The sequence below is a fragment of the Sphingosinicella flava genome, from assembly GCF_016025255.1.
Lineage (GTDB): Bacteria > Pseudomonadota > Alphaproteobacteria > Sphingomonadales > Sphingomonadaceae > Allosphingosinicella > Allosphingosinicella flava.
On sequence record NZ_CP065592.1, the window covers coordinates 1,870,164 to 1,894,063 of the forward strand.

28 protein-coding genes and 1 pseudogene are annotated in these 23,900 nt (G+C 63.7%); 11 read left to right on the forward strand and 18 right to left on the reverse strand.

All coding sequences use genetic code 11. The features are described from left to right. Positions 1–35 precede the first annotated feature (35 nt). Complete coding sequence (locus IC614_RS09590; RefSeq protein WP_318962558.1) at positions 36–1,415, reverse strand: L-serine ammonia-lyase; 1,380 nt, start codon at positions 1,413–1,415, stop codon at positions 36–38. A gap of 81 nt (positions 1,416–1,496) precedes the next feature. Between IC614_RS09590 and pabB the strand changes: the two genes are divergently transcribed. Then, a complete protein-coding gene (gene pabB / locus IC614_RS09595) occupies positions 1,497–2,651 on the forward strand; it encodes an aminodeoxychorismate synthase component I (RefSeq protein ID WP_200973186.1) in 1,155 nt (384 codons plus the stop codon). After that, positions 2,644–3,249, forward strand: a complete 606-nt coding sequence (locus tag IC614_RS12445) for an aminotransferase class IV (protein ID WP_200971104.1) — start codon at positions 2,644–2,646, stop codon at positions 3,247–3,249. The genes pabB and IC614_RS12445 overlap by 8 nt, the downstream gene beginning before the upstream one ends. Here the strand turns inward: IC614_RS12445 and pdeM are convergent. The 3 genes from pdeM to IC614_RS09615 form a co-directional block, all read right to left on the reverse strand. After that, on the reverse strand, positions 3,246–3,908 hold the full coding sequence (pdeM, locus tag IC614_RS09605; RefSeq protein ID WP_200971105.1) for a ligase-associated DNA damage response endonuclease PdeM: 663 nt from the start codon (positions 3,906–3,908) through the stop codon (positions 3,246–3,248). The genes IC614_RS12445 and pdeM overlap by 4 nt on opposite strands. A gap of 40 nt (positions 3,909–3,948) precedes the next feature. Beyond that, positions 3,949–4,110 (reverse strand): hypothetical protein, encoded by a 162-nt coding sequence (locus IC614_RS09610; RefSeq protein ID WP_200971107.1) that lies wholly within the window; start codon positions 4,108–4,110, stop codon positions 3,949–3,951. Between the two features lie 185 nt (positions 4,111–4,295). Then, positions 4,296–4,778 (reverse strand): Hsp20 family protein, encoded by a 483-nt coding sequence (locus IC614_RS09615; RefSeq protein WP_404829124.1) that lies wholly within the window; start codon positions 4,776–4,778, stop codon positions 4,296–4,298. A 197-nt stretch (positions 4,779–4,975) separates the two neighbouring features. On the opposite strand from IC614_RS09615, the gene IC614_RS09620 reads away from it, so the two are divergent. Beyond that, positions 4,976–5,899 carry a DUF1349 domain-containing protein gene (locus tag IC614_RS09620; RefSeq protein WP_207791109.1) on the forward strand — a complete coding sequence of 308 codons (924 nt, stop codon included), beginning with the start codon at positions 4,976–4,978 and terminating at the stop codon, positions 5,897–5,899. Here the strand turns inward: IC614_RS09620 and IC614_RS09625 are convergent. Together IC614_RS09625 and IC614_RS09630 are read right to left on the reverse strand one after the other, a co-directional pair. Beyond that, positions 5,896–8,325, reverse strand: coding sequence for a ligase-associated DNA damage response DEXH box helicase (locus IC614_RS09625; protein ID WP_200971111.1), 2,430 nt, complete (start codon positions 8,323–8,325; stop codon positions 5,896–5,898). The genes IC614_RS09620 and IC614_RS09625 overlap by 4 nt on opposite strands. Next, positions 8,326–8,511: a hypothetical protein gene (locus IC614_RS09630; protein WP_200971112.1), complete on the reverse strand. Its 186-nt coding sequence runs from the start codon at positions 8,509–8,511 to the stop codon at positions 8,326–8,328. A 68-nt stretch (positions 8,512–8,579) separates the two neighbouring features. Here IC614_RS09630 and IC614_RS09635 point away from each other — a divergent pair, with 68 nt between their 5' ends. Further along, positions 8,580–9,578, forward strand: coding sequence for a ligase-associated DNA damage response exonuclease (locus tag IC614_RS09635; RefSeq protein WP_200971114.1), 999 nt, complete (start codon positions 8,580–8,582; stop codon positions 9,576–9,578). Here the strand turns inward: IC614_RS09635 and IC614_RS09640 are convergent. From IC614_RS09640 to IC614_RS09655, 4 genes are read right to left on the reverse strand one after another with little or no spacing between them, the layout of a single operon-like run. Further along, on the reverse strand, positions 9,575–10,018 hold the full coding sequence (locus tag IC614_RS09640; RefSeq protein ID WP_200971116.1) for a hypothetical protein: 444 nt from the start codon (positions 10,016–10,018) through the stop codon (positions 9,575–9,577). The genes IC614_RS09635 and IC614_RS09640 overlap by 4 nt on opposite strands. After that, entirely contained in the window at positions 10,018–11,406 is a 1,389-nt protein-coding gene (gene pgmG / locus IC614_RS09645; RefSeq protein WP_200971118.1) for a phosphoglucomutase/phosphomannomutase PgmG, read from the reverse strand. The genes IC614_RS09640 and pgmG overlap by 1 nt, the downstream gene beginning before the upstream one ends. Before the next feature lie 28 nt (positions 11,407–11,434). After that, positions 11,435–11,839, reverse strand: a complete 405-nt coding sequence (locus IC614_RS09650) for a hypothetical protein (RefSeq protein ID WP_200971120.1) — start codon at positions 11,837–11,839, stop codon at positions 11,435–11,437. A gap of 3 nt (positions 11,840–11,842) precedes the next feature. After that, the gene (locus IC614_RS09655) at positions 11,843–12,643 is read right to left on the reverse strand and encodes a division plane positioning ATPase MipZ (RefSeq protein WP_200971122.1); all 801 of its coding nucleotides are present in this window, start codon (positions 12,641–12,643) and stop codon (positions 11,843–11,845) included. Between the two features lie 94 nt (positions 12,644–12,737). Here IC614_RS09655 and panC point away from each other — a divergent pair, with 94 nt between their 5' ends. Then, entirely contained in the window at positions 12,738–13,598 is an 861-nt protein-coding gene (gene panC / locus IC614_RS09660) for a pantoate--beta-alanine ligase (RefSeq protein WP_200971124.1), read from the forward strand. Between the two features lie 67 nt (positions 13,599–13,665). Beyond that, a complete protein-coding gene (locus tag IC614_RS09665) occupies positions 13,666–13,971 on the forward strand; it encodes a sel1 repeat family protein (RefSeq protein WP_200971126.1) in 306 nt (101 codons plus the stop codon). A 5-nt stretch (positions 13,972–13,976) separates the two neighbouring features. On the opposite strand, the gene IC614_RS09670 is transcribed toward IC614_RS09665, so the two are convergent. The 6 genes from IC614_RS09670 to IC614_RS09695 all read right to left on the reverse strand — a co-directional run bounded on the left by IC614_RS09670 (position 13,977) and on the right by IC614_RS09695 (position 18,237). Further along, positions 13,977–15,113 carry a GNAT family N-acetyltransferase gene (locus IC614_RS09670; protein WP_200971128.1) on the reverse strand — a complete coding sequence of 379 codons (1,137 nt, stop codon included), beginning with the start codon at positions 15,111–15,113 and terminating at the stop codon, positions 13,977–13,979. Further along, a complete protein-coding gene (locus tag IC614_RS09675) occupies positions 15,110–15,841 on the reverse strand; it encodes a glycerophosphodiester phosphodiesterase family protein (protein WP_200971130.1) in 732 nt (243 codons plus the stop codon). Before IC614_RS09675 ends, IC614_RS09670 begins: the two co-directional genes overlap by 4 nt. After that, positions 15,813–16,277: a RidA family protein gene (locus IC614_RS09680; RefSeq protein WP_200971131.1), complete on the reverse strand. Its 465-nt coding sequence runs from the start codon at positions 16,275–16,277 to the stop codon at positions 15,813–15,815. The genes IC614_RS09675 and IC614_RS09680 overlap by 29 nt, the downstream gene beginning before the upstream one ends. A 50-nt stretch (positions 16,278–16,327) precedes the next feature. Further along, entirely contained in the window at positions 16,328–17,254 is a 927-nt protein-coding gene (locus IC614_RS09685) for a retroviral-like aspartic protease family protein (protein ID WP_200971132.1), read from the reverse strand. Between the two features lie 102 nt (positions 17,255–17,356). Continuing rightward, positions 17,357–17,974 carry an HAD family hydrolase gene (locus tag IC614_RS09690; protein ID WP_200971133.1) on the reverse strand — a complete coding sequence of 206 codons (618 nt, stop codon included), beginning with the start codon at positions 17,972–17,974 and terminating at the stop codon, positions 17,357–17,359. Continuing rightward, a complete protein-coding gene (locus IC614_RS09695) occupies positions 17,971–18,237 on the reverse strand; it encodes a DUF3572 domain-containing protein (protein WP_404829126.1) in 267 nt (88 codons plus the stop codon). Before IC614_RS09695 ends, IC614_RS09690 begins: the two co-directional genes overlap by 4 nt. 47 nt (positions 18,238–18,284) lie before the next feature. Between IC614_RS09695 and IC614_RS09700 the strand changes: the two are divergent. Further along, a pseudogene (locus IC614_RS09700) lies at positions 18,285–18,644 on the forward strand (response regulator); the annotation flags it as partial. 78 nt (positions 18,645–18,722) lie between these two features. On the opposite strand, the gene rpmG reads toward IC614_RS09700, so the two are convergent. Continuing rightward, positions 18,723–18,890 carry a 50S ribosomal protein L33 gene (gene rpmG, locus IC614_RS09705; protein WP_106640541.1) on the reverse strand — a complete coding sequence of 56 codons (168 nt, stop codon included), beginning with the start codon at positions 18,888–18,890 and terminating at the stop codon, positions 18,723–18,725. Between the two features lie 152 nt (positions 18,891–19,042). Between rpmG and IC614_RS09710 the strand changes: the two genes are divergently transcribed. The 4 genes from IC614_RS09710 (at position 19,043) to IC614_RS09725 (ending at position 23,417) form a co-directional block, all read left to right on the forward strand. After that, on the forward strand, positions 19,043–20,068 hold the full coding sequence (locus IC614_RS09710; protein ID WP_200971136.1) for an apurinic/apyrimidinic endonuclease family protein: 1,026 nt from the start codon (positions 19,043–19,045) through the stop codon (positions 20,066–20,068). 181 nt (positions 20,069–20,249) lie between these two features. Next, on the forward strand, positions 20,250–21,848 hold the full coding sequence (locus IC614_RS09715; protein WP_200971137.1) for a cisplatin damage response ATP-dependent DNA ligase: 1,599 nt from the start codon (positions 20,250–20,252) through the stop codon (positions 21,846–21,848). A gap of 64 nt (positions 21,849–21,912) precedes the next feature. Next, positions 21,913–22,635 carry a hypothetical protein gene (locus IC614_RS09720; protein ID WP_207791110.1) on the forward strand — a complete coding sequence of 241 codons (723 nt, stop codon included), beginning with the start codon at positions 21,913–21,915 and terminating at the stop codon, positions 22,633–22,635. A gap of 5 nt (positions 22,636–22,640) precedes the next feature. Then, complete coding sequence (locus IC614_RS09725) at positions 22,641–23,417, forward strand: methyltransferase domain-containing protein (RefSeq protein ID WP_200971141.1); 777 nt, start codon at positions 22,641–22,643, stop codon at positions 23,415–23,417. Positions 23,418–23,546: 129 nt separating this feature from the next. Here IC614_RS09725 and IC614_RS09730 read toward each other — a convergent pair whose 3' ends face one another. Further along, positions 23,547–23,873, reverse strand: coding sequence for a hypothetical protein (locus IC614_RS09730; protein WP_200971143.1), 327 nt, complete (start codon positions 23,871–23,873; stop codon positions 23,547–23,549). Between the last annotated feature and the right edge of the window lie 27 nt (positions 23,874–23,900).

Consider the following 23,900-nt stretch of genomic DNA (forward strand, 5'->3'; position numbering starts at 1 on the left):
TGGCCCGGCCCGGCGGCGGATGCAAGCGCGGCGGATCAGCACTCCACCACATTGACCGCAAGACCGCCCAAGGAGGTTTCCTTATAACGCTCGTTCATGTCGAGGCCGGTCTTGCGCATCGTCTCGATCACCTGGTCGAGGCTGACGCGGTGCGTGCCGTCGCCGATCAAGGCGAGACGGGAGGCTTCGAGCGCCTTTACCGCGCCCACCGCATTCCTTTCGATGCAGGGCACCTGGACGAGGCCGCCGACGGGATCGCAGGTGAGGCCGAGATTATGCTCCATGCCGATTTCGGCGGCATTTTCGATCTGCTGCGGCGTGCCGCCGAGGGCGGCGGTCAGGCCCGCGGCGGCCATCGAACAGGCGACGCCGACCTCGCCCTGGCAGCCGACTTCGGCGCCGGAGATAGAGGCATTTTCCTTGAACAGGGAACCGATGGCGGCAGCGGTCAGCAGGAAGACGTGGACGCCCTCTCGCGACGCGCCGGGCGTGAAGCGCTGATAATAACGCAGCACGGCCGGCACGATTCCCGCCGCGCCATTGGTCGGCGCGGTGACGACGCGGCCGCCCGCCGCATTCTCCTCATTCACCGCCAAGGCCCAGAGGTTCACCCAATCAAGGACGGTCAACGGATCGGACAGGGCGCGTTCGGCCTTGTCGGTGAGGAGGCGGTGGAGGCCGGGCGCGCGGCGCTTGACCTGCAGGCCCCCGGGCAGGATGCCCTCGCCGCGCATGCCGCGGTCGATGCAGGCGGCCATGGCATCGGCGATGGCGTCGAGCCGCGCGCCGATTTCATCCTTGTCCAGCGCCGCCCGTTCGTTCGCCATCGCAATGGCGGCGATGCTGAGACCCTCGCGCTCGGCGATGGCGAGCAATTCCGCGCTGGAATGATAATCGAACGGCAAGTCCCATCCGCCTTCGGGCGGCGCATTGCGGGCGATATCCGATTCTCCGACGATCGCGCCGCCGCCGATCGAATAATAGATGGCGCTCGCCAATTCGGCGCCTGCCGCGTCGAACGCGGCAAAGCGCATGCCGTTGGAATGATGGGGAAGGCGCTCCTTCTGCAGGAACAGGAGGTCGTGTGCTTCATCGAAATCGAGAGGCTGCGTGCCGCCCAGCGCCAGCGATCCACTCCCTCGAACGGCATGCACGATGCGTTCGCCCTCGTCCGGGCACAGGCTGTCGGGTTCCATGCCGGTGAGGCCGATCAGGATGGCGCGATCGGTCGCATGGCCTTTGCCGGTCAGTGCCAGCGATCCGTAAAGACGCGTTTCTACCCGCGCGGTCCGGGCGAGGAGATTCGCTTCGCGCAACGAGCCGGCGAAGCGGGCCGCGGCCTTCATCGGTCCCATCGTGTGCGAACTGGACGGTCCCACTCCGATCTTGAACAGATCGAAGACACTCGAAACCACAGGCATTCTCCTTCACTGGCAGCGTCCTGCCTTACTGAAGGGGCATGACGGGCTTGCCGGACAATGGCAAGACGGTGGGCGATGATCGATCCCGCCCGGCCCTTCCTCCTGTTCGACGATGCCCGCGCAGGGGGTGGCCCGGCCCTGTTATATGCGGATCCGTTCGCGATTATCGAGACGCGCGATCCGGGGGCGGTGCGCGGCTGTCTTGACCGGCTGCGGGATGCCCAGGCCGCGGGCCATCATGCCGCCGGTTTCCTGTCCTATGAGGCCGGTTACGCGCTGGAGCCGCGTTTGGCCCGGCTTGCCGCGCCGCCGCCAGAGGATGCGCCGCCTTTATTGTGGTTCGGGCTCTTCGATGCGCCGCGCGCCGTCAGGGCCGAAGACATCCTTCCCGCCGCTTCCGCCCGCGCCGGAGCGCCCCGGCCGCGCATCGAACCCGGCCTCTATGGGGAAGGCGTCCACCGCATCCAGGAACATATCCTGGCGGGCGACATCTATCAGGCCAATTACACGTTTCAGGCCGATGTTCCGTTAGAGGGCGATCCGCTTGCTCTTTATGCCGCGATCCGGGGCCGTGCCCGCGCGGGTCATGGCGGGATCGTGCATATTGGCAGCCATTGGCTCCTGTCTTTCTCGCCCGAACTTTTCTTCACGCTGGAGGATGGCCAAGTGACGGCGCGGCCGATGAAGGGAACGGCGCGGCGCCATGCCGACCCTTTGTCGGATGCAGAAGCGATGCGGATGCTGAGGAGCGATGAAAAGCAGCGCGCCGAAAATCTGATGATCGTCGATCTTCTCCGCAACGACTTGAGCCGGATATCCCGGCCGGGCAGCGTGAAGGTGCCCGATCTCTTCACCGTCGAAACCTATCCGACCGTCCATCAAATGACGTCGACCGTCACCGCGGCGGCAAAGGACGGCATCGGTGCATTCGACATCGTCGAGGCGATCTTTCCCTGCGGATCGATCACCGGCGCGCCCAAGATTCGGGCGATGGAAATCATCGCGGAGCAGGAACGGGAGCCGCGCGGCGTCTATACCGGATCAATCGGCTGGGCCGCCCCCGACGGCCGGGCATCGTTCAACGTCGCGATCCGGACCTTGACCCTCACGGCCGGGAGCCGCATGTCTTCCCTTGGTCTCGGTTCGGGGATCGTGGCGGACAGCCGCGCCGGCGACGAATGGCGCGAATGCCTGGCCAAAGGGGCGTTTGTAAGCGTGGGCGATGACTGACTTCGACCTGATCGAGACGATCCGCTTCGACCCCGAGGCGGGCGTGATCGATACCGAACGGCATCTGGCCCGGCTGAAGGCGAGCGCCACCGCCTTGGGGTTCAGCTTCGACCGGCACGCGGCGCGCAATGAATTGCAGGCGGCGACCTTCCGGCTTACCGAGCCGCATCGCATCCGATTGATGCTGTCCCGTTCGGGCATCATCGCCGTCGAAGGCGGACCGGTACCCGACACGCCGGCCGAGGCGCGCGTCGCGATTGCGCCCTTGCCGGTGCCGGCCGACGATTTCCGGCTGCGCCACAAAACCAGCGATCGCGCCTTTTACGACGATACTCGATCGAAGAGCGGAGCCTTCGAAGTCCTGTTCGTCGATCCGGACGATTTCCTGACCGAAGGCAGCTTCACGACCCTGTTCGTCGACCGCGACGGGGCGCTTTTGACTCCCCCTTTATCCCGCGGCCTGCTGCCCGGCATTCTTCGCCAGCGGCTGATCGAGGAGGGAGAAGCGGTGGAGGCCGACCTTCGTCCGGAGGATCTGGCCAATGGCTTCCTGATCGGCAACGCGTTGCGCGGACTGATCCCGGCCCGGCTGGTCTAAGCCGCGACGGGAAAGCGCAGCAGCCGGTCGGCGAGCGGCACCAAGGCCTCGGCGCGGCCGCCGACCGCCCGGACGATTTCGGGATGCGCGGGATCGAGCCCGCCGGTCAGCGATCCGAAAGCGGGCAGGATGAGCTTGCGCTCGGTCACGACGAAGCAACGCCGCGCGACTTGCCGCCCTTTCAGCGATATGCGCAATTTGGGATGAAAATGGCCGGACAGTTCCGGCCGCGTCTCGCCCGGCTGCGCCTCGTGCCGCAGCAGCAGGCCGTCCACTTCCGCCTCCTCCACGATGGCGCCGCCGCAATGGTCGGCAAAACCCGGATCGTGATTGCCGGTGATCCACGTCCAGCGCGTGGACGCGGTCAGCGCCGTCAGCAGCTCCCGCGCGCGGAGGGGAAGCCGGTCGCAGCCATATTTGTCATGGAAGCTGTCGCCCAGGCACCAGATTTCGCGGGCGCCGGTGCGATGCACGATCGCGGTCAGATCGGTCAGCGTCGCGATCGAATCGTAAGGCGGCAGCATCTGCCCGATCCGGGCGAACCAGCTCGCCTTTTCAAGATGCAAATCCGCGACGAGGAGCGCCCCACGATCCGGCCAGAACAGCGCGCCATCGGGCAACGCCATGAGGATGTGACCGACGAACGAAAAGGGAACCATGGTCCGGCTATAGCTGCACGGACGGCGGGCGCAAGGGCGATCAACGCGTCGGCGGGGCCGCGATTTCCGTTGTTCGTGCAAGGTCTTGGGCTTGCGCGTCGGCGGGGATCGTCACCCAGACGAGAAGCGAGCCCATGGCGAAGCCCTGCGCCACCAGCGCGAACGGATTGCTGAGCGTCTTCTTCAAACCACGCGTCGTCACGTCATTCCCCTGCCGCCTGAGCGGTCTTGCTTTCAAATTACTGCGATGATCCGGCGCCGCTAAAGCGCGCTGCGCCGATAAGCGCCTATCATCCGAATTTCACGCACTTTTTGCGCTAAAACACATAACGGCGGCTGAACGAAAAGATTGCGCGGCCCGAAAAATGCCGGGCCGCGCATATTCAATCAGGCGTCTTCGGTCTGCCGCGCCCGATCATCGGCCTCGATCAGCGTGTTTTCGCCGCCGTTGATCGCGATCTTGCGGGGCTTCATCGCCTCCGGAATCTCGCGGACCAGTTCGATCGAAAGCAGGCCGTCGGCCAGATCGGCACGCTCGACCCGCACGAAATCGGCGAGTTCGAAGCGGCGTTCGAAGGCGCGCGTGGCAATGCCCATATGCAGGAAATTACCTTCTTTGCGCATGTCGCCCTTGCGACCGGTCACAATCAGCAGATTCTGCCGCGCGGTCACATCGATCTCGCCAGCTTTGAAGCCCGCGACGGCCAGCGTGATGCGATAACTGTCGTCGCCCAGTTTCTCGATATCGAAGGGCGGATAATTGTCGCCCTGCTCGCCGCGCCCGGCTGTTTCGAGAAAATCGAACAACCGGTCGAAGCCGACGGTGGAGCGGCGGAACGGGGTCAAATCGAATTGGCTACGCATGATCATGTCCTCCATTGAGCAACAAATGCTGTGAAGCGGCTCCGTGCGGACGCCGCCTGTCCGGAAACCTGAAAGCCAGCGTTTCCGGCGCTGTTCATCTAGGCGCAAAGGTCGGGCTTTCAAGGAGGCTCCCTTGCTTCGGCCCAAGGCTTGGGGCAGAGAGCGGGACTTCAAAACCGGGGAGGGTTTAATATATGACTTTCATGCGTAATTTCCGCCGCATAGGCGGGCTTTTGACCTTGGCGATGCTGGCGGCACAACCTGCCGCGGCGCAGATGCGGATGCAGCCGCCGCCCGGCGCGGCGCCGCCGTCGGCCGCGCTCAACGACGAATTTGACGGCGATAGCCTGTCGCCGGACTGGAAGATCTTTCATGCCGAAAATGGCTGGCCGAACAAGATCAAGGCCATGGACGTCGGCAAGACGACCCAGGGTGCCCTGCACCTTGAACCTTATGATTCGGCGTGGGTGCGTGATCTCAACGCCCCTTTCCTCTACAAGATTCTGCAGGGCGATTTCGACGTCCGCGCCCGGGTCCGGGCAAAAGGGGCCAATGGCGACATTCCGGCGGGCACCTGGTCCCTGGGAGGCCTGATGGCGCGCGTGCCAAACGGCCTCACCGAAGCGACCTGGCAGCCCAATCGCGAAAATTGGCACTTCATCACCACCGGCGTCGGCTTCGAAGCCGGCAAGACGATGACGGAGACGAAGGGCACCTATAACAGCTATTCGTCGCTAAAATTGCGCCCCTATCAAAGCGGCTGGGTCGAACTGCGCCTCGTCCGCGTCGGCATGGCGATCTTCGCCCTCGTCCGTCCCGACGACAAAAGCCCTTGGGTGGTGCGCGACCGCTTCTACCGCATGGAAGGATCGCCCTTCATGCAGGTCGGGCTCATCGCCTACACGACCAGTCCGGATACCAAGCCGGGACCGGAAAATGCAGCGGTGACGAACCGCCAGGTTTCGAAGGAGCTGCCGGTCGACATGACGCTGGAAGTGGATTGGGTGCGCTTCGCCCCCGCCAAGCCCGCGCCGGTTCGCGATTGGTATGGGCAGGTGAACGGCACCAATCCGCTCACCAATCCCAATATTACCGACGCGGAAATCCTCGCGGCGATCGGCGACTAATCCAGCCGCATCGCCTCGGCGGCGAGGCTCTCGGCTTCGATGAGGAGCGCATCGTCCACCGTTCCGGTGGCGGTGCGCTCCCGGCCGACGATGACGAGGACGGGGACGGCCATCGGCGAGACCCGTTCCAGCTCCACATGCAGCATCGTATCGGCGGCCCGATCGAGCAGGCGGGCGAGGCGGCCGACATCGGTCATGCGCTGCTTGGCGTCTTCCCAGGCGGCGCGGAGGAGGAGATGGTCCGGCTCGTAACGGCGGAGAACGTCGTAGATGAGATCGGTCGAGAAGGTGACCTGCTTGCCCGATTTCTTCTTGCCGGGATGATGCCGCTCGACGAGCCCGCCGATCACCGCGACCTCGCGGAAGGCACGCTTCAAGAGGTTCGATCCCTGAACCCAATCGACAAATTCATGCTCCAGGATATCGGATGACAGGAGGGCGGCGGGGTCGGCGATCGGCTCCAGGCCGTAGCAGGCGAGCGCATAATCGTTGGACACGAAACCCAGCGGCTTCAGCCCCATCGTTTCCATCCGCCGGGTGATCAGCATGCCGAGCGACTGGTGCGCGTTCCAGCCTTCGAAGCTGTAGATGACCATATAATGCCGCCCCTCGTGCGGGAACGTCTCGACGAGCAATTGGTCGGGTGCCGGGAGGGTCGAGCGGCGTTCCTGGGCATGCAGCCAGTCCCGCACATCGTCCGGAAAACGCGGCCATTGAGCGCGGTCGTGGAGGAAGTGGCGGACGCGGTCGGCGAGGTTGGTGGTCATCGCCATGCGCGCGCCGACATAAGTTGGGATGCGCGCCGATTTGGCGGTCGCCCGAACGAAAAGGTCGGTGCCGTCGATCTTTTCCACCTCCAGCACCAGGCCGGAAAAGAAAAAGGTGTCGCCGGGGCTCAGGGTGGACGCGAAATAATCCTCCACCGTGCCGAGCTTGCGCCCGTTCCTGAATTTCACGTCGAGCAGGGGCGCGTCGACGATGATACCGGCATTCATCCGATGCTGCTGGATGAAGCGGGGATGGGAGACGCGCCAGAGCCCGTCCGGCCCCCTCGTCAGCCGCTTGAACTTGTCATAGGCGCGCAGGGCATAGCCGCCGCTCTCGATATAAGCGAGCACCTGGCCGAACAGGCCGGCGGTGAGGCCCGCATAAGGCGCGGCGGACCGCACTTCGGTCAGCATCTCCGCCTCATCGAACGGCGCGGCGCAGGCGAGGCCCATGATGTGCTGGGCAAGCACGTCGAGCGCGCCTGGCCGGAAGATTTCGGGATCGAGCTCGCCGCCGTCAATGGCGTCCAAGGCTGCCCGCGCCTCCAGATATTCGAAGCGGTTGCCGGGGACGAGGATCGCTTCGGACGGCTCGTCCATCCGGTGATTGGACCGGCCGATCCTTTGCGTTAGGCGCGAGGAGCCCTTGGGCGCGCCCATCTGGATGACGAGATCGACGTCGCCCCAGTCGACGCCGAGATCGAGGCTCGCCGTGCAGACGAGTGCGCGCAGCCGCCCGTCCGCCACCGCATTCTCCACCTTCCGCCGCGCCTCGACGGACAGCGATCCATGGTGGACGCCGATCGGCAGGGTCTGCTCGTTCACCGCCCAGAGATCCTGGAAGATGAGCTCGGCTAGGCTGCGCGTGTTGCAGAAGACGAGGCTGGTGCGGTGCGCCTCAATCTCTTTCATGACCTGCGCCGACGCCCAGCGCCCGGAGTGGCCGGACCAAGGGATGCGCTCGTCCGCCGGCAGCATGATCCGGATGTCGGCCTTCGCGCCGGGTTCTCCCCGCACCACGTCGACCGTCTCGATATCGGCATCGGGGGCGAGCCAGCCCTGATAGGCTTCGGGATCGGCCACGGTCGCGGACAAAGCGACGCGGCGGAGGCGGGGCGAGAGCTTTTGCAGCCGCGCCATGGCGAGCGAGAGGAGGTCGCCGCGCTTGCCGGATGCGAAGGCGTGGACCTCGTCGACGACCATGGTACGCAGGTTGCCGAAGAGGATCGCGCTGTCCTCGTGGCTCAGGAGCAGCGAAAGCGATTCCGGCGTAGTGAGCAGGATATGCGGCGGCTTCACCCGTTGCCGCGCCTTGCGGTCCGAGGGCGTGTCGCCGGTGCGGGCCTCGACGGTCACGGGAAGGCCCATCTCCTCGATCGGCGTCAGCAAATTGCGCCGCACGTCGACCGCGAGCGCCTTCAACGGCGAGACGTAGAGGGTGTGGAGACCCTGGAAATTTTCCGCCTCGGTAAGTTCGACGAGGGTCGGCAGGAAACCCGCCAGCGTCTTGCCCGCGCCCGTCGGCGCGACCAGCAGAGCGTTGCGGCCGGCGCGTGCGGCCTCCAGCATCTCCATCTGATGCCGCCGGGGCGCCCAGCCCTTGTCGGCGAACCAGGCGGCGATGGCAGGGGGCAGGGCCTCCCCGCCTTTCAAAGCCATTTAGATTTTCTCGTCGTCCAGCTTGGCATCTTCCGCCTTGTACAAATCGCGTGTCGCCTGCTCGGTCCGCTCGATGTCGCGGCGGCTCGCCTTGCGATTGCGGACAATGGCCCACAGGAGGACGGCTGCCAACAGGATCGGGCCGAGAATCGTGATGAGGCTCCAACTGAAACCACCTGAATCCATCGTGTCTCTCCTTGTCTTCGCGCACGCGGCATGGAGCCTGAAGCGCCCTTCGCTTATTATAGCTCCCGATGGCCCGTCTCGGTTCCTGGATAGAGCCTTTTCCCGAAGGCATTTATGTGAAGCCCGCCGACGCCTGGGTGGACCCGTCCCAGCCCAAGGCGCGGGCGATCGTCACCCACGGCCATGCCGATCATGCGCGCGGCGGGCATGGTCAGGTGTGGGCGACGCCGGAGACGCTCGCCATCATGGAATGCCGTTATGGGCCGCAGAACGGATCGCCGGTGGGCTATGGCGACGTAATCCGCATGAGCGAGGTCGACGTGAGCTTCGTGCCTGCGGGCCACGTCCTCGGCTCCGCGCAGATCATCCTCGACCATCGGGGCGAAAGGGTGGTCGTCTCCGGCGATTACAAGCGCCGCCCCGATCCCACCTGCGCGCCGTTCGAGCCGGTGCCCTGCGACATCTTCATTACCGAGGCGACGTTCGGCCTCCCCGTCTTCCGCCACCCGGATACGGGGAGCGAGATGGACCGGCTTTTAGAGCGGCTCCATGCCAATCCCGATCGCTGCGTGCTGGTCGGCGCCTATGCGCTCGGCAAGGCGCAGCGCGTGATCATGGAACTCAGGCGGCGGGGGCATCACGATCCCATCTATATTCACGGCGCGCTCCAGCGGCTGTGCGAGCTTTACCAGGAACAAGGCGTGGAACTTGGCGACATCCGTCCCGCGACCGGCATAGCGAAGGAGGAATTGAAGGGCCGGATCGTCCTCTGCCCGCCCGGCGCCCTGAACGACCGCTGGTCGCGGCGCCTGCCCGATCCGATCACCGCCATGGCATCGGGCTGGATGCGCGTCCGCCAGCGCGCCCGGCAGAGGAACGTCGAATTGCCCCTCATCATCTCCGACCACGCCGACTGGGACGAGCTCACCGCCACCCTGCGCGAAATCGCGCCGAAGGAAGTGTGGGTGACGCATGGCCGCGAGGAAGCGCTGATTCACTGGTGCGCCATGCACCAGATCAAGGCGCGCGAGCTCAATCTCGTCGGCTATGAGGATGAGGACGATTAAGGCAGGTCATTAATAGGGATTTGATCACCAATTGCTTGAATATGAAGCCAAGCCAATTGCCGAGCTTGTTCTGCATCGGGAATCTCAACAACGCCGCCCCTCATATATCTCAGCTCATTCCTCATATGAAGAGGAGATAAGATGCTTATCAAGTCTGATATATTAGGGTCTGGCAGTTTGTAGCCAAAGGATATGGCCATACTTAAAGATTTACTTAAATCGTGGCCAATTTTTTTTAAATCATTGTAGGTGACCACTTCTCTGTACACCAGCATGCTTTTCAAAGATAATTCAAAAGAATAGGACAAGTTTACAAAGAAGGCTGGCCAATGGAACATGTCATCATTCTTAAGTAAAGCTGAGGCTGCCTCATAAAAGCCTACTGCACCTGTTAGGAGCATCTTTGTCGATAAGGAATTGTGCCCTTTGCTTTGGTTCATTAGTGACCCGCCTGCGGCCCGCGCTCCAGCCCTGACAAAGCGAGCTGCTCGTCGATTTGGGCCATGAGGCGGTCGAGCCCGGCCTGATCCCTGGCCTCGGCACGGGCGACGAGCACATCCTGCGTGTTCGATGCACGGAGCAGCCACCAGCCGTCGGCCGTGTTGACGCGGGCGCCGTCCGTGTCGTTCACTTCCGCGCCCGATGCCGCGAGGCGGTCGAGCACTTCGCGGACGACCGGGAATTTGCGGCTATCGTCGACCTGGAAGCGCATTTCGGGCGTGTTGACCATGGCGGGCATGTCGGAGCGCAATTGGGTCAGCGACTTGCCGATGCGGCTCACCGCGCGGATCAGGCGGACGGCGGCGTAGAGCGCGTCGTCATAGCCGTAATAATCGTGGGCGAAGAAGATGTGGCCGCTCATCTCCCCCGCAAGCGGGGCGCCGGTTTCCTTCATCTTCGACTTGATGAGGCTGTGGCCGGTCTTCCACATGAGCGGATGGCCGCCCAGTTCGGCGACCCGGTCGTAGAGCGCCTGGCTCGCCTTCACGTCGGCGATGATCGTGCAGCCGGGCACGTCGGCGATCACCGGTTCGGCGAGGATGGACAGGAGCTGGTCGCCCCACACCACCCGCCCTTCGCCGTCCACCGCGCCGATCCGGTCGCCGTCGCCGTCGAAGGCGAGGCCGAAATCGAGGCTTTTTTCGGCGACCAGCACCTTCAGATCGGCGAGATTCTTTTCCTCGGTCGGATCGGGATGATGGTTGGGAAAACGGCTGTCGACATCGGTATAGAGCAAATGATGCTCGCCCGGCAGCTTCGCGGTCAGCTTCTCGACCACCGGCCCCGCCGCGCCATTGCCCGCGTCCCAGCCGATGCGGAACGCCCCCCCGTCGAAGCCTTCGAGCAGCCGGTCGACATAGCGGTCGACAATGTCGTGATCGGCGACGTCGCCCGGCGTTTCCGCCGCATCCCAATCCCCGTTCTCGGCCATTGTGCCCAGGCCCTGAATGTCGGCGCCGAAGAAGGGGCGGCCGAACAGAACCATCTTGAAGCCGTTATAATTGGCCGGATTGTGGCTGCCGGTGATCATGATGCCGCCGTCAACTTCGAGTACGGCCTCGGCATAATAAAGCATCGGCGTGGGACCGAGGCCGACGCGGACGACCGACACGCCGCCTTCGGTCAGGCCCTTCACCAGCGCCTTTTCCAGCACCGGCGAGCTTTCGCGGCCGTCATAGCCGGTCGCGACCCGGGTGCCGCCGCCGCGCCGGACCAACGTCGAGAAGCCGCGCCCGATCGCATAGGCGTCTGCCTCGCCCAGCGTTTCTCCCACGATCCCGCGAATGTCATATTCGCGCAGCGAGGTCGGGTGAAAGCGATGGGTCATAACGGCTCCATGATGAGGAAAGGCGGCATCAAGACGCGCGAGGCGTCCGCTTGTTCATTTCGGCGACGATCGTGTCGCGCGCGCGATCGAGGCGCGCGACCTGTTCGTCGTCCTCCCCCGCTTCGGCCAGCCGCTCGGCATAAGCGGCGCGAACCTCCGCAAGGGTCGCGGTTTCGCCGACGCCCAGAATGGCGCGGGCGACCGGCACGGCCATGGCGGCCCCCTCCAATTGGCGGCGGCGATATGCGGCCCACAGGATCGCGCCGCCCATCAGCAGCGCGCCGGTCAGCACCCGGCCGGTCGTCAGCAGCCGGAGGCCGAGGAGGAAGAGAACCGCCGCGATGGCGTCTTCATAGGTGACGCCCTTCAGCCGCCCGGTCCACCAGGCCCAGCCGCCGAGGCCAAGGAGGAGCAGGATGAGGACCGGCGGCACGGCTTAGCCCGCGGCGCGGGCGCGGGCGGGCGCCTCGTCCGCCTCCGGCAGGCCAAAGCCCGCGATCATCTCGCGCAATTCCTGCCGTGCCGCGATATGGGCGATGCCGACCTCGCCGATCTGGGCGAGGTCGAGCAGGGTGATGCCCTTGGGAAACAGTTCGCGATAGATGACGCGCTCGCCAAGGCCCGGAATGACGCGGAAGCCGACGCGGCGGGAGAGCTCGTCCAGCGCCTTGCCGACGCGGCGCATATTCTTCGCCTCGATATGCTGCATGCGGTTTCTGAGGACGACCCAGTCCACGCTGTTGCCGGTGACCTTCGCCCGCTGCGTCCGGCTGTTCCAGACGAGTTCGGCATAGAAGGATGGGCGCTTCACCTTGTAGGTTTCGGCATCGACCTCGCCGATCAGGTCGAGATCGACGAAGCTGTCGTTGATCGGGGTGACGAGCGTGTCCGCCTTCAGCATCGCGGCGCGGGCATAGGGATCGTCGCGGCCCGGCGTGTCGATGACGATCACATCCGCATCCTCGGCCAGCCGGGCGAGCTGGCCGTCGAAATCGTCGCTCTTCGCCGGATCGAACGTCTCGTGACGCGGCATCGGAAGCGGCACGCCGGTGCGCGCGATCGTCCTGGCGCGATTGTCGAGATAGCGGCCCAGCGTGCGCTGCCGGGTGTCGAGATCGAGCGCCGCCACCCGCCGCCCGGCCGCGGCGAGCGCGACCGCGCTGTGCACCGCCGTGGTCGACTTGCCGGTGCCGCCTTTTTCATTGGCGAAAACGATGATGTGCGGCGCGTCTGCCATGGATCCTCGAAACGTCCTCTTGATCTTGGGGGTGGCGGCACGCAAGACGCGCCCCATATCCCGCCCGAACTCACTTACCGAAGGCCTGGAATCCGTGCAAACACTCCGTGACCTCCCCGCCCTGCGCGCCGCGCTTGGCGCTCTTCGTACCGAAGGCGGCAAGATCGCTTTCGTGCCGACCATGGGCGCGCTTCATGCTGGGCACATGGCCTTGATCGCGGAAGCGCGGCGGCGGGCGCGCTTCGTGATCGCCTCCGTCTTCGTCAATCCGACCCAATTCGGTCCCAATGAGGATTTCAGCCGCTATCCGCGCCAGGAAGCGAGGGATGCCGCGCTGCTGGAAGAGAATGGCTGCACCCTTCTATGGGCGCCGAGCGTCGAGGTCATGTATCCGGGCGGGCCGGAGATGGCGACCAGGATCACCGTCAGCGGCGTCAGCGAAGGGCTGTGCGGGGCGAGCCGGCCCGGACATTTCGACGGCGTCGCGACCGTCGTCGCCAAATTGCTCAACCAGGTGCAGCCCGATTTCGCCCTGTTCGGCGAAAAGGATTATCAGCAGCTCGCCGTCATTCGCCGCATGGCCGCCGATCTCGACCTGGCCGTGGAGATTGCCGGGGTGCCGACCCAGCGCGATGCGGACGGCCTCGCCCTCTCCTCGCGAAACGCCTATCTGTCGCCGGAGGAGCGGGTCGCCGCCCGCGCTCTGCCCCGCGCCCTTGGCCGCGCCGCCGCCGCTCTTCAAGCGGGGGAAGAGGTGGACGCCGTTCTCGCGGCGGCGCGCGCGGCCCTCGCCGATGCCGGTTTCGCGTCCGTGGATTATGTCGAATTGCGCGACGCGGACACGCTCGTCCCGCTCGCCGCTTTGGACCGGCCCGCCCGCCTCCTCGCCGCGGCACGCATGGGTGCCACCCGCCTTATCGACAATCTGCCCGTTCTGCCTGCCGGCAAGGCGTAACCGGCGTCGTTAACCATTTCTTTCCACTCATTCGGCGATCCTGCTCTTAACAGCAGGGGACAGGACGATGAGCGGCATTCAGAATCACAAGGCTTTCGTGATCGAAAGCCAGTTGCAGGCGGCGGCGCGGGGCGAGGCGGAAGCCTTGTTCGACCTCGGCCTCGCTTATGCCAATGGCGGCGCGGCGCTGGCGGCCGATCCGGTCGAAGCGCATAAATGGTTCAATCTCGCCGCGCTCAACGGCGTCGAGGAAGCCAAATATTGCCGGGCCGACATCGCCGACACGATGACGGCGCGGGAAATCGCCGAGGCGCAGCGCCGCGCGCGCAGCTGGCTGGCCGCGGCGGCGATGCAGGGCCTGGTTGCGGCCTGATCCTTCTATCCGCGCTTGAACGGCGTCATTTCGGTCAGATCGGCTATGTCGTCGGCGACGGCGCGCCTTTCCTCCTCGAGATAGCGCGCGACGGCGTCGCGAAAGCCCGGATCGGCGATATAATGGGCCGACCATGTCGGCACCGGCCGATAGCCTCGCGCCAATTTATGCGCGCCTTGCGCGCCCGCCTCGACCCGTGACAGCCCCTGGGCGATGGCGAAATCGATCGCCTGATAATAACAGATTTCGAAATGGAGGTGCTGCACCTCCTCGGTCGCGCCCCAATAGCGCCCGTACAGCGTGTCGCCGCCGATGAAGTTGAGCGCGCCCGCAATGGGCCTGCCATCCCGTTCGGCGAAGACGAGGAGCAGCCGATCGGCCATGCTGGCGCCGATCTGCGAGAAGAAAGTGCGGGTGAGATAGGGCCTTCCCCACTTCCGCGCGCCGGTGTCCTGATAAAAGGCCCAGAAGGCGTCCCAATCGGCCTCTGTGATCTCCGCGCCGCCAGCCTGGCGGACGGTGAGGCCCTCAAGCGCCGCCGCCCGTTCTTTGCGAATTGCCTTGCGCTTGCGAGAAGCGAGAGTGGCGAGGAAATCGTCGAAATCGCCAAAGCCGTCATTGTGCCAATGAAATTGCCGGTCGACGCGGATCAGCCAGCCCGCCGCCTCGAACGCCGCAACCTCCCCTTCGTCGATGAAGGTGGCGTGGACGGAGGAAAGGCCGCTGCCCTTCGCCAAGGATTCGGCCCCGGCGATAAGGGCCGGGATCAGCGCGGGATTCTGCGTCAGCAATCGCCGGCCCGGAACCGGCGTGAACGGCACCGCGATCTGCAGCTTGGGATAATAATCGCCGCCCGCCCGCTCATAGGCGTCGGCCCAGGCGTGATCGAAGACATATTCGCCCTGGCTGTGGCTCTTGGCGTAAGCGGGCAAGGCGGCCGCGATGCGCCTGTCCGGACCATCGATGACAATCGGCGCCGGCTGCCAGCCCGTCCGCGCGCCGACACTGCCCGATTCTTCCAGTGCCGACAGGAAGGCGTGGCTGAGGAAAGGATTGTCCGCGCCCGCGACCGCGTCCCATTGGGCGGGATCGAGGGTGGAAACGCCATTCGCGATCCGTGCGACGATGCTCTTTTCATTCATGGCCGGACAGGCAGTTCGTAGATGATCTGGTCGGCGTGCGCCGCCGCAATCTCCAGCGCCGCCGGGCTGCGCACCGTCCATGTGAAGACCGGAAGCCCGCACCGCCGCGCCGCCGCCGCGAAACGCGAGGGGAGGTCGCGTATGTCATAGGCGAGAAAGTCGGGCTTGGCCCAGGCCAGCGACAGCGTCCTTTCGATCCGGCCGCGCAGCCCTTGCTTATGCTCTTCCGTGACGACGAGACCGCGGAGCGTCTCCGGCCGTTCCCGCGCGAACCAGCGGGCGACCCCGGGGTTGAACGACATGATTCCCGCCTTGCCCGGATATGTGTCCAATGCGCCAGCCACGGCACGGCAAAGCGGCCCAATCGTGCGGCGCGGCGCCTTTATTTCAATGAGGACGGGGACTTGCCCCCCGATCAAAGCGAGGATTTCGGCAAGTGTCGGGATGCCTTCGTCCGTGCCCTTGATCCTGACTGCGGCCAGGGTGGCGGCATCGCGGTCCAGCAACGCGCCTTTGTCATCCGTCAAACGGTCCAGCCGCGCATCGTGGAACACCATGGCCGCGTCATCGCCGCTGAGCTGGACGTCGAGCTCGATCCCATGTCCTGCCGCGATGGCGGCCAGGAACGCCGCGCGGCTATTCTCGATGCGGCCTTCCCCGTGCAGCCCGCGATGGGCAAAGGGATGCCGCCCGAGCGCCTTAGTCCTGGCGGATCGCGACGATCGCATCGATCTCGACGGCGGCACCCAATGGCAGGACGGGCACGCCGACAGCGCTGCGCGCATGGCGGCCAGCCTCGCCGAACACCCTTTCCATCAGCTCCGAAGCGCCGTTGGCGACCTTGGGCTGATCGGTGAAATGGCCCGCGCTGCTGACGAACACGCCGAGCTTCACGATCCGCTCCACCCGGTCGAGCGAGCCAAGCGCCTTCTGCATTTGCGCGAGCAGCATCACGCCGCAACGCATCGCCGCCTTCTGGCCGAAATCCACGTCGCGATCCTCGCCCAGGCGCCCGGTCATCAACTGGCCGTCGTCGAACGGCAGCTGCCCTGAAATGTGGAGAAGCCCGCCCGCTTCGACGGCGGGAACATAAGCCGCGACGGGCGCGGCGGCTTCGGGAAGGACAATGCCGAGGTCGGCGAGGCGGGATGAGATGCTGGTCATGGCTTGACTCGTAAGCACCCAAGGCGCCCTGGGGTCAAGCCAGTCCCGGATCATGCAGCCAAGAAGCAGGTTCTTCCCGCGCCCCGGCTGATCGTAAAGGCTCTTTGTTTCAAGACATCCGCGCCCAGGATAATTGCGGGTTCCGCGTCGAGCTGCGTGGCCTTGAAAACCGGCAGGTCGGCGATTCGCACCTCTAACGGCGGCACGGTCCAGCCCGGCAATCTCATTCCGCCCAAAGTGTAGAGATAGGTTTCGATGCCTGCTGCGCCCGCCGCTAGGCCACGGGTGCCATTCTCGCGCTTGCGGACCCGGGGATCTTGGGGCGTCAGGCCGAGAGCACGGGCCGCATGCCAGTTGAGAACCGTCTGTGCGGCACCCGTATCCACAATCATCGTCGCGCTCGCCTTGCCGGAGCTTCCGGCATCTCCGATCAGCTCTCCGTCGAGAAGCGCGAATCCGGCCATGCCGGGCATGCGGCCCGGCCGCGCATTGGGTGCGCATTCCTTCGCCGTGGCCGCTGGCTCTTCCATGCTGGACAGCACAAGTTTCTGGTTCGGCATGTCGAACAGCACGCCATAATGGCGGAGCACGTCATTGCCGATAATGCCATCGGCGCCGGGAGCAACGCGCTCCATGTCGACAATGACGGCATCGACATTCTCACGGCTCATCCCCGCCAAAGTCACGCGATTGACCTTGACCAAATTGTGGCTGGCGCTGCCGTTGGCGCCGTGGACTTCCTCCTGGCGCATGCCGCCGGACATCAGGCCAAGGCTTTCCGCGATGTTTCGGTCCACCACCGTTGCGCCCGCGGCGGTGTCGACGACGAAGCGCAACGGGACGTTGCCATTCAAAAGCACGTCCGCCATTGGGTGACGGCGCGGCATGGTAAGCGGAGTGGATTGGATCGCTGGTCCTTTTTGTTCGGCGGGCGCTGGCGAGAAAGCCACGACACTGATGGCTACCGCCAAAGTCATTTTTGTATGGCGGAAGTAACGCGCTTCCATTTGAAATCTCCCCTTCAAACGATCGGAACATGCGGGGTCATTGTGCCGGGGCAAAGCTGTCCAGAAGATTAATTACATGGGTAATCGTTCGAGGCGCATCAGGATCCAGGGCAGCGCCTCTTCCCAAGAATCAATTCGCGCATGGGCATGCGGCGCGGGCGGCACGTGCGTGGCAATGCGCGGTTCGGCGATCATGTGCAGCCGCCATACTTCAGGCGCATGTTTGGCGACCGATTCGTGATGGACCGGTAGGTCGTCCACGAACACGACGGGGCCCGGCGCCATGTCCGCGATCAGCTCCGCCACGGGCCGTCCCTTGCCGCCGCGATTGCAGAGGACGCGGTGGCGGATGCCGAAGCGGTCCAGCTGCTCGACCCGGTTCGCATGATATTGGTCGCCGATATTGGTGAGAATGACGATGTCCGCGACCGCGCCGATCGCCTGGAGCGCTTCGGCGGCGCCGGGCACGACATTCTGCCGGTGCATCTGCGCGTCGAAGAAGCCGTCGAGCAATGGCCAGACCGTTTCGGCGGGGACGGGGCGTCCGTTGGTATCGGTCACAGCCTCGACGAAGCCGGGCGTGTCGAGGCAGAAGGTGAGGCCGTGATCCTCGCGCAGCCAGTCGGCGAAATGGCCGACCATGTGGAGCAGCACTTCGTCGCAGTCGGAAATGAGGAGCGGGCGGCTCACCCCTCCAGGCTCCGCCGTGCGGCGACGAGATCGGCGGGCGTGACGCCCGTCGCCGCGGCGCAGGCGATGAGGTCGGGCTCATGCGCTTCGAGGAAGCCGAGCACCGCCGCGAGGACAGCGGGATTGGACAGGCGCAGGCGCAGATCGTCCGGCGTCAGGCCGGTCAGCGCGATCAGGCGCTGGGCGCGGCTGTCCTCAGCCAGGATCCAGGCGAGCGCCGACAGGGCATAAACGGTTGCGAAATCTTCACTACTGGCGTCCATGGTCGGCATAACGTAGAAAGTGCACTCCCTGTACGAGGTCATGTCGCGTGGGACAAAAAATCCTCGTTGTCGAGGACAACGAACTTAATCTGAAGCTCTTTTGCGACCTTCTGCGCGCGCATGACTATGCGCCGGAGCCGGTGCGCGACGGGCGCGACGCGGTCGGACGGGCGCGCGAATTCCGCCCCGACCTCATCGTCATGGATATCCAGATGCCCTATATCAGCGGCCTATCGATCATCGAGGAGTTGAAGGCCGACGCGGACCTGAAAGCCATTCCGATCATGGCGGTTACCGCTTATGCGGCGAAGGGAGACGAGGAGCGGATTCGCGACGCGGGTGCCGAAGGCTATGTGTCGAAGCCGATTTCGGTGGTGAAATTCGTGAAGGCGGTCGAAGCGCTGCTCGACGACTCGCCGGATCTCAAAATGCAGAACCCCGGCAATGCCGGGGTTCAAAGCGAATCGCGGTGAGCGGGAAGCCGCTTACTTGATCTTCGCTTCCTTGAATTCAACATGCTTGCGCGCGACTGGGTCGTATTTGCGGAAGGTCATCTTCTCGGTGATGTTGCGCGGATTCTTCTTCGTCACGTAGAAGAAGCCCGTGTCGGCCGAGCTGACGAGCTTGATCTTGACGGTTGCTGGCTTGGCCATGGCAGCCTCTTCTCACTTCAAAGGGTTTGAAAAATAAAAGCGGCGTCGCCGCCGCTCCAATCGGGGTGAGCCTTTGCCGATCCGCTCCGCTTCTGTCAAGGGGAGGCATCCGATCCCCCGGTCCGGGGTTCTTGCAGGTCGAGGAGAAAGGCATGGCTGACAACGCGCGAATCGGTTTCTGCTGCACCTTTCAGTCGCCGACGGGCGATGCGGCCCAAGAAAAGCGCATGAACATGCGGACCACGACGATCTCCTGGCTGAAGCGCCAATCGCCCGCCGACGCTTATGACCGGCTGGCGGACATCGTGGCGCACAATCTCGACGCGCTCGACGGCCAACTCCGCTTCGTCGCCGGGCTGCCGCCGCTCGAACATATGTTCCGGATCCTGAGCGGCATCTTCCCCGGCTTTTCCCATCCCGACATCGCGCCATTCTACGACAGGGATTTGATGGCGCTTATCGAAGGGCGCCTCAAAGCGGCCGGGGATTATGCGCGCACGAACGGCATCCGCCTGTCCATGCATCCCGGCCATCATACGATCCTCGCCACCAGCCGTCCCGATGCCCTTGCCAACGCGATTACCGACCTGATGGACCATGTCGCGATCATGGAGATGCTGGGCTATGGCGGCGGCTGGCATCCCTGGGGCGCCCATGTGAACATCCATGGCGGATCGGGGGCGCTGGGGGTCGAGGGCATCCGTCATGGCCTCTCCCAGCTTCCCGCGGCCGCGCGCGATCTCGTCACCCTCGAAAATGACGAGATGAGCTTCGGACTGGACGATCTTCTCCGCCTCGCCGAGGAGGTCGCCATCGTCGTCGATTTCCATCATCATTGGATCCGGTCGCAAGGGGAATATCTCGAGCCCGAAGACTCGCGGGTCGAGGGGGTCAAGGCGTCCTGGCGCGGCGTTCGTCCGGCCGCCCATATCTCCGTATCGAGAGAGGTGCTGGTACCGCATGTCGGGGCGGAGGAGCGGCCCGATTTTCTCGCGTTGAGCGCGGAAGGCCTGAAGGCCGCCAAGCTCAGGGGCCATAGCGACATGATGTGGAACCTGGCGGTCAACGATCTCGTCGCGCGCCACCTTGTCTGGTGCGACGTGGAAGTCGAAGCAAAGGCGAAGAATCTGGCAAGCGCCCAGCTTGCCGATCACGTCCGGAAAACCGCGAATGCCTAGAAGATGATGTCCAGCACACCAAAGACCAGCAACAGGCCGAGGACGACGATGGCGACAACCACGCACCCGATCGCACGCAACATGATCCGCACTCCATTGTGATGATCCTGTAACCCGGCGCCGCTGCTCCTGTTCCATTGCCGTTGGAACCCGGCGCAGCGTTCCGCTCGTTACGTTGCCGATGCGCGATTTTTCAAAGCTCCTCGACGCCCTCGTCTACACGCGTTCGCGCAATGCGAAGGTGAAGCTGATCGGCGATTATCTGAAGGAAACGCCCGATCCGGACCGGGGTTGGGCGCTGGCCGCGCTGACCGGAGAGATCGACATTCCCGGCGTGAAGCCTGCCGTCATCCGCGCCATCGCCGAGGAACGGGTCGATCCCGTGCTTCTTTCGATGAGCCGGGATTATGTCGGCGACATGGCCGAGACCGTGTCGCTGCTCTGGCCCAAGCGGATCGATCAGCCCGACGACATCGACGACGGCACGCTCCGCATCTCCTTGGTCGTCGAGCGGCTGATGAAGCTCGGCCGGGCCGAGGCGCCGGGCGCGCTCGCCGCGATGCTCGATCATCTCGACGCCAGCGGGCGATTCGCGCTCTTGAAGCTCGCGACCGGGGGCCTGCGCATCGGCGTGTCGGCCCGCCTCGCCAAGCTCGCTCTCGCCCAGGCCTTCGCGCTCGACGTCGATGCGGTGGAGGAAGTCTGGCACGGGATCGCGCCGCCTTACGATAGGCTCTTCGACTGGGCGGAGGGCAAGGGCGAGCGGCCCACTTTGGCCGACGTGCCGGTCTTCCGGCCCTTCATGCTCGCCCATCCGCTGGAGGATTTGCGCGTCTCGCTCGACGATTATGCCGCCGAATGGAAATGGGACGGCATTCGGGTCCAGATCGTTCGTGTCGCAGGCGAGACCAGGCTCTACAGCCGCGCGGGCGACGACATCACGCGGAGCTTTCCGGAAGTGGCCGACGCCTTCGATGCGGAGGGCGCGGTGGACGGCGAATTGCTGGTGAAGGGAGAGGCGCAGGGCGCAGAAGAGCATGGCGGCGCGGCGGCGAGCTTCAATGCCCTCCAGCAGCGTCTGGGCCGCAAGATCGTGTCGGCCAAGATGATCGCCGACTATCCCGCCTTCGTTCGTCTCTACGACCTGCTGATGGATGGCGCCGAAGATCTGCGGGCCTTGCCCTGGACGCAAAGGCGGGCGCGCCTGGAAGCGTTCGTGGCGCGGCTCGATCCGGGCCGGTTCGACCTTTCGACGGTGATCGAAGCGGAGAGTTTCGAAGCGCTCGAAACCTTGCGCGACGGCGCGCGGGACGCCGCGATCGAAGGCGTCATGCTAAAGCGCAGGGACGGGCCCTATATTCCCGGGCGCCGCGTCGGCCATTGGTATAAATGGAAGCGCGACCCGCTCACCGCCGATTGCGTCATGATGTACGCCCAGCGCGGCAGCGGGAAGCGTTCATCCTTCTATTCGGATTACACCTTTGGTTGCTGGACCGAAGAGGGGGAATTGCTGCCGGTCGGCAAGGCCTATTCGGGTTTCACGGATGAGGAATTGAAATGGCTCGACCGGTTCGTCCGCAACAATACCGTTCAGCGTTTCGGGCCGGTCCGCGAAGTGGAAAAGACCCTGGTTCTCGAAGTGGCGTTCGATTCCATCCACGACAGCCGCCGCCACAAATCCGGCCTCGCCATGCGCTTCCCGCGCATCGCGCGCATCCGCCGCGACAAGCCGGCGCATGAGGCCGACCGGATCGAAACGCTCCGGAGGATGGTGACCTGACGCAATTGAAACGGTTTCAAAACGACCCTTGTCAATTCAAGCGGAAAGTCGCTAGCATTCTTCCGTGATAAAGAACGACCGCCTAAAAATCATTACAATCAAAAATGCTAGTGCCCAGTGGCATTGTTCCTCGGTGCGGAACATATTTCTTAAGATCGTGGATTTGAAACTTCAGGGTTATAGCAGCGAATATCCGCCCACCGCTTTAGCCGTGGACACAACTGATTTCATTGCTTCCCATGTCCTCATTGCGCAGGAAGAAGAGGATGGTGATCTCTCCCTTCTCATGGGGTATAAATGGGTCACGTCTGATCTTTGTTCACATTATAAAATAGATTTTCCGCCACTTGCCGCCGCAAAATCGGCCTGCGCGAGCCGGCATGAAAAACGGTTGCGACAGCTTCTCAGCGATTATGAGCGGAAAGGAAAGCGTGTCGGCTATATTGGTAGCTGGACAAGCCGTCCGGACGTCCGGGCCGATCGTGACGCGGCGCGACATCTGGTCCAGATCGCCATCGGCATGCATGCGCGTTTTGCACAGGATCATGCCTTCGACGGTTGCATTGCTTTGGGCGTGCCCCGACTGAAAACCGAGCGGATCGAGGCGTCCGCAGGATATGAGCTTCTAACAGATGAAGAAGGCCCATTGCCGCCATTCCCTCTTGGCAATCTGGCTGGAGAGCCAGTCATATTGATGCATTTGCAAGAGCATTCGGCAACAGCCCAGTCTCTAGCCAACGAGCATGAAAGCCTTTGGCGCCAAAGGCTTTCCTTGGAACAGGAATAAGTGGCATGTCTTATGTACTTGAACATCCCGACGAAGCGCGACGCCTTGAGCAGCAAGCCCTGCTTTCCGCCTATGACATGCAGGGAGAAGTGAGGGACATCAATCTTTTACCTGGCGAGGCCTTGATCGACCTTGGATGCGGAAGCGGCCTTCTTTCGAGGGAATTGCAGCGCAAGTTTCCCCATGCCACGATTGAAGGATGTGATGGTTCAGAACAGCGTCTGGCCCAGGCCAAAGCGCTCTTGCCAGCGGAAAACGCGGTGCATTTTTTCTTGTCGCCGCTCGAAAACATCGCGACGGACGCCAATCGTTATGAATGGGCTGTTGCGCGTTACGTATTCGAGCATCTGAAGAATCCAGTCGCCTGTGCGCGAGAAGTTCTGCGAGTGCTGAAGCCGGGCGGAAAATTGCTGGCGGTGGATTTTGATGGGCTCATGTTCAACCTGTTTCCGATCAGCCCGGAACTGAACCAAATGCGGCAATCCCTTCTCAAAGCCTTGCCGGTCAATCTTTATATCGGGCGTGAATTGCCGTCGATTCTACACGAGGCAGGGTTCCAAAACATCAAATGGTCCGTGGAGGCGCATTCTTTCCAAGGCGCCGATTTGGATGCGGAGAAAGCGATTATTGAACAACGTATTCGTCTCGCTGCACCAGCTTTGGAAGAGGTGCTTGGCGTTGCCGGAGCCCAACATTTTGAAAAAGAATATTTGACGCACCTTGGTCAACCGGGCGCGACCTTATTTTACAATAAGTTCAAGGTCTTGGGCACTAAGGGGTGACAGGATTGCTAGGGGCTCGCCTTAATGCGCCCAGCTTCACAGTGTTGCTTACAGTAAGGAACAAATGGAGCTGTTGAGCCCAGCGATTGCAGCGGAGGGTCAAGACCTGCTTTATTGGCGCTTAAAGAGCTAAGACTTGTCCTGGCCGAGCTTTTCGATCTCGCCCATGCGCTTTTCGACTACACCGGCGCATTCGGTGATGACGGCTTCCATGTCACCCGTTTCCAAGGCCTTGGCCTCGCTCTCGACCAGAGCCGCCAAATCGGCCTGGGGCGCGCGGCCGTCGACGCGGCCGATGAAATAGGTGGTGATGAGGGTGATGTTGTTCTTCATCTCGGCCTCTTCGGCAGCGGCCGCGGCGGCGCTGAGCGCGGCCATGCAACGGACATCATGCCTCAAGGCCGCATCATCCAGGGCCGGCTGCGCAGCAATGAGCGCGAGCGAAGTCAGAATCATGATATCCCCCTATCCCCGGAAAAGATG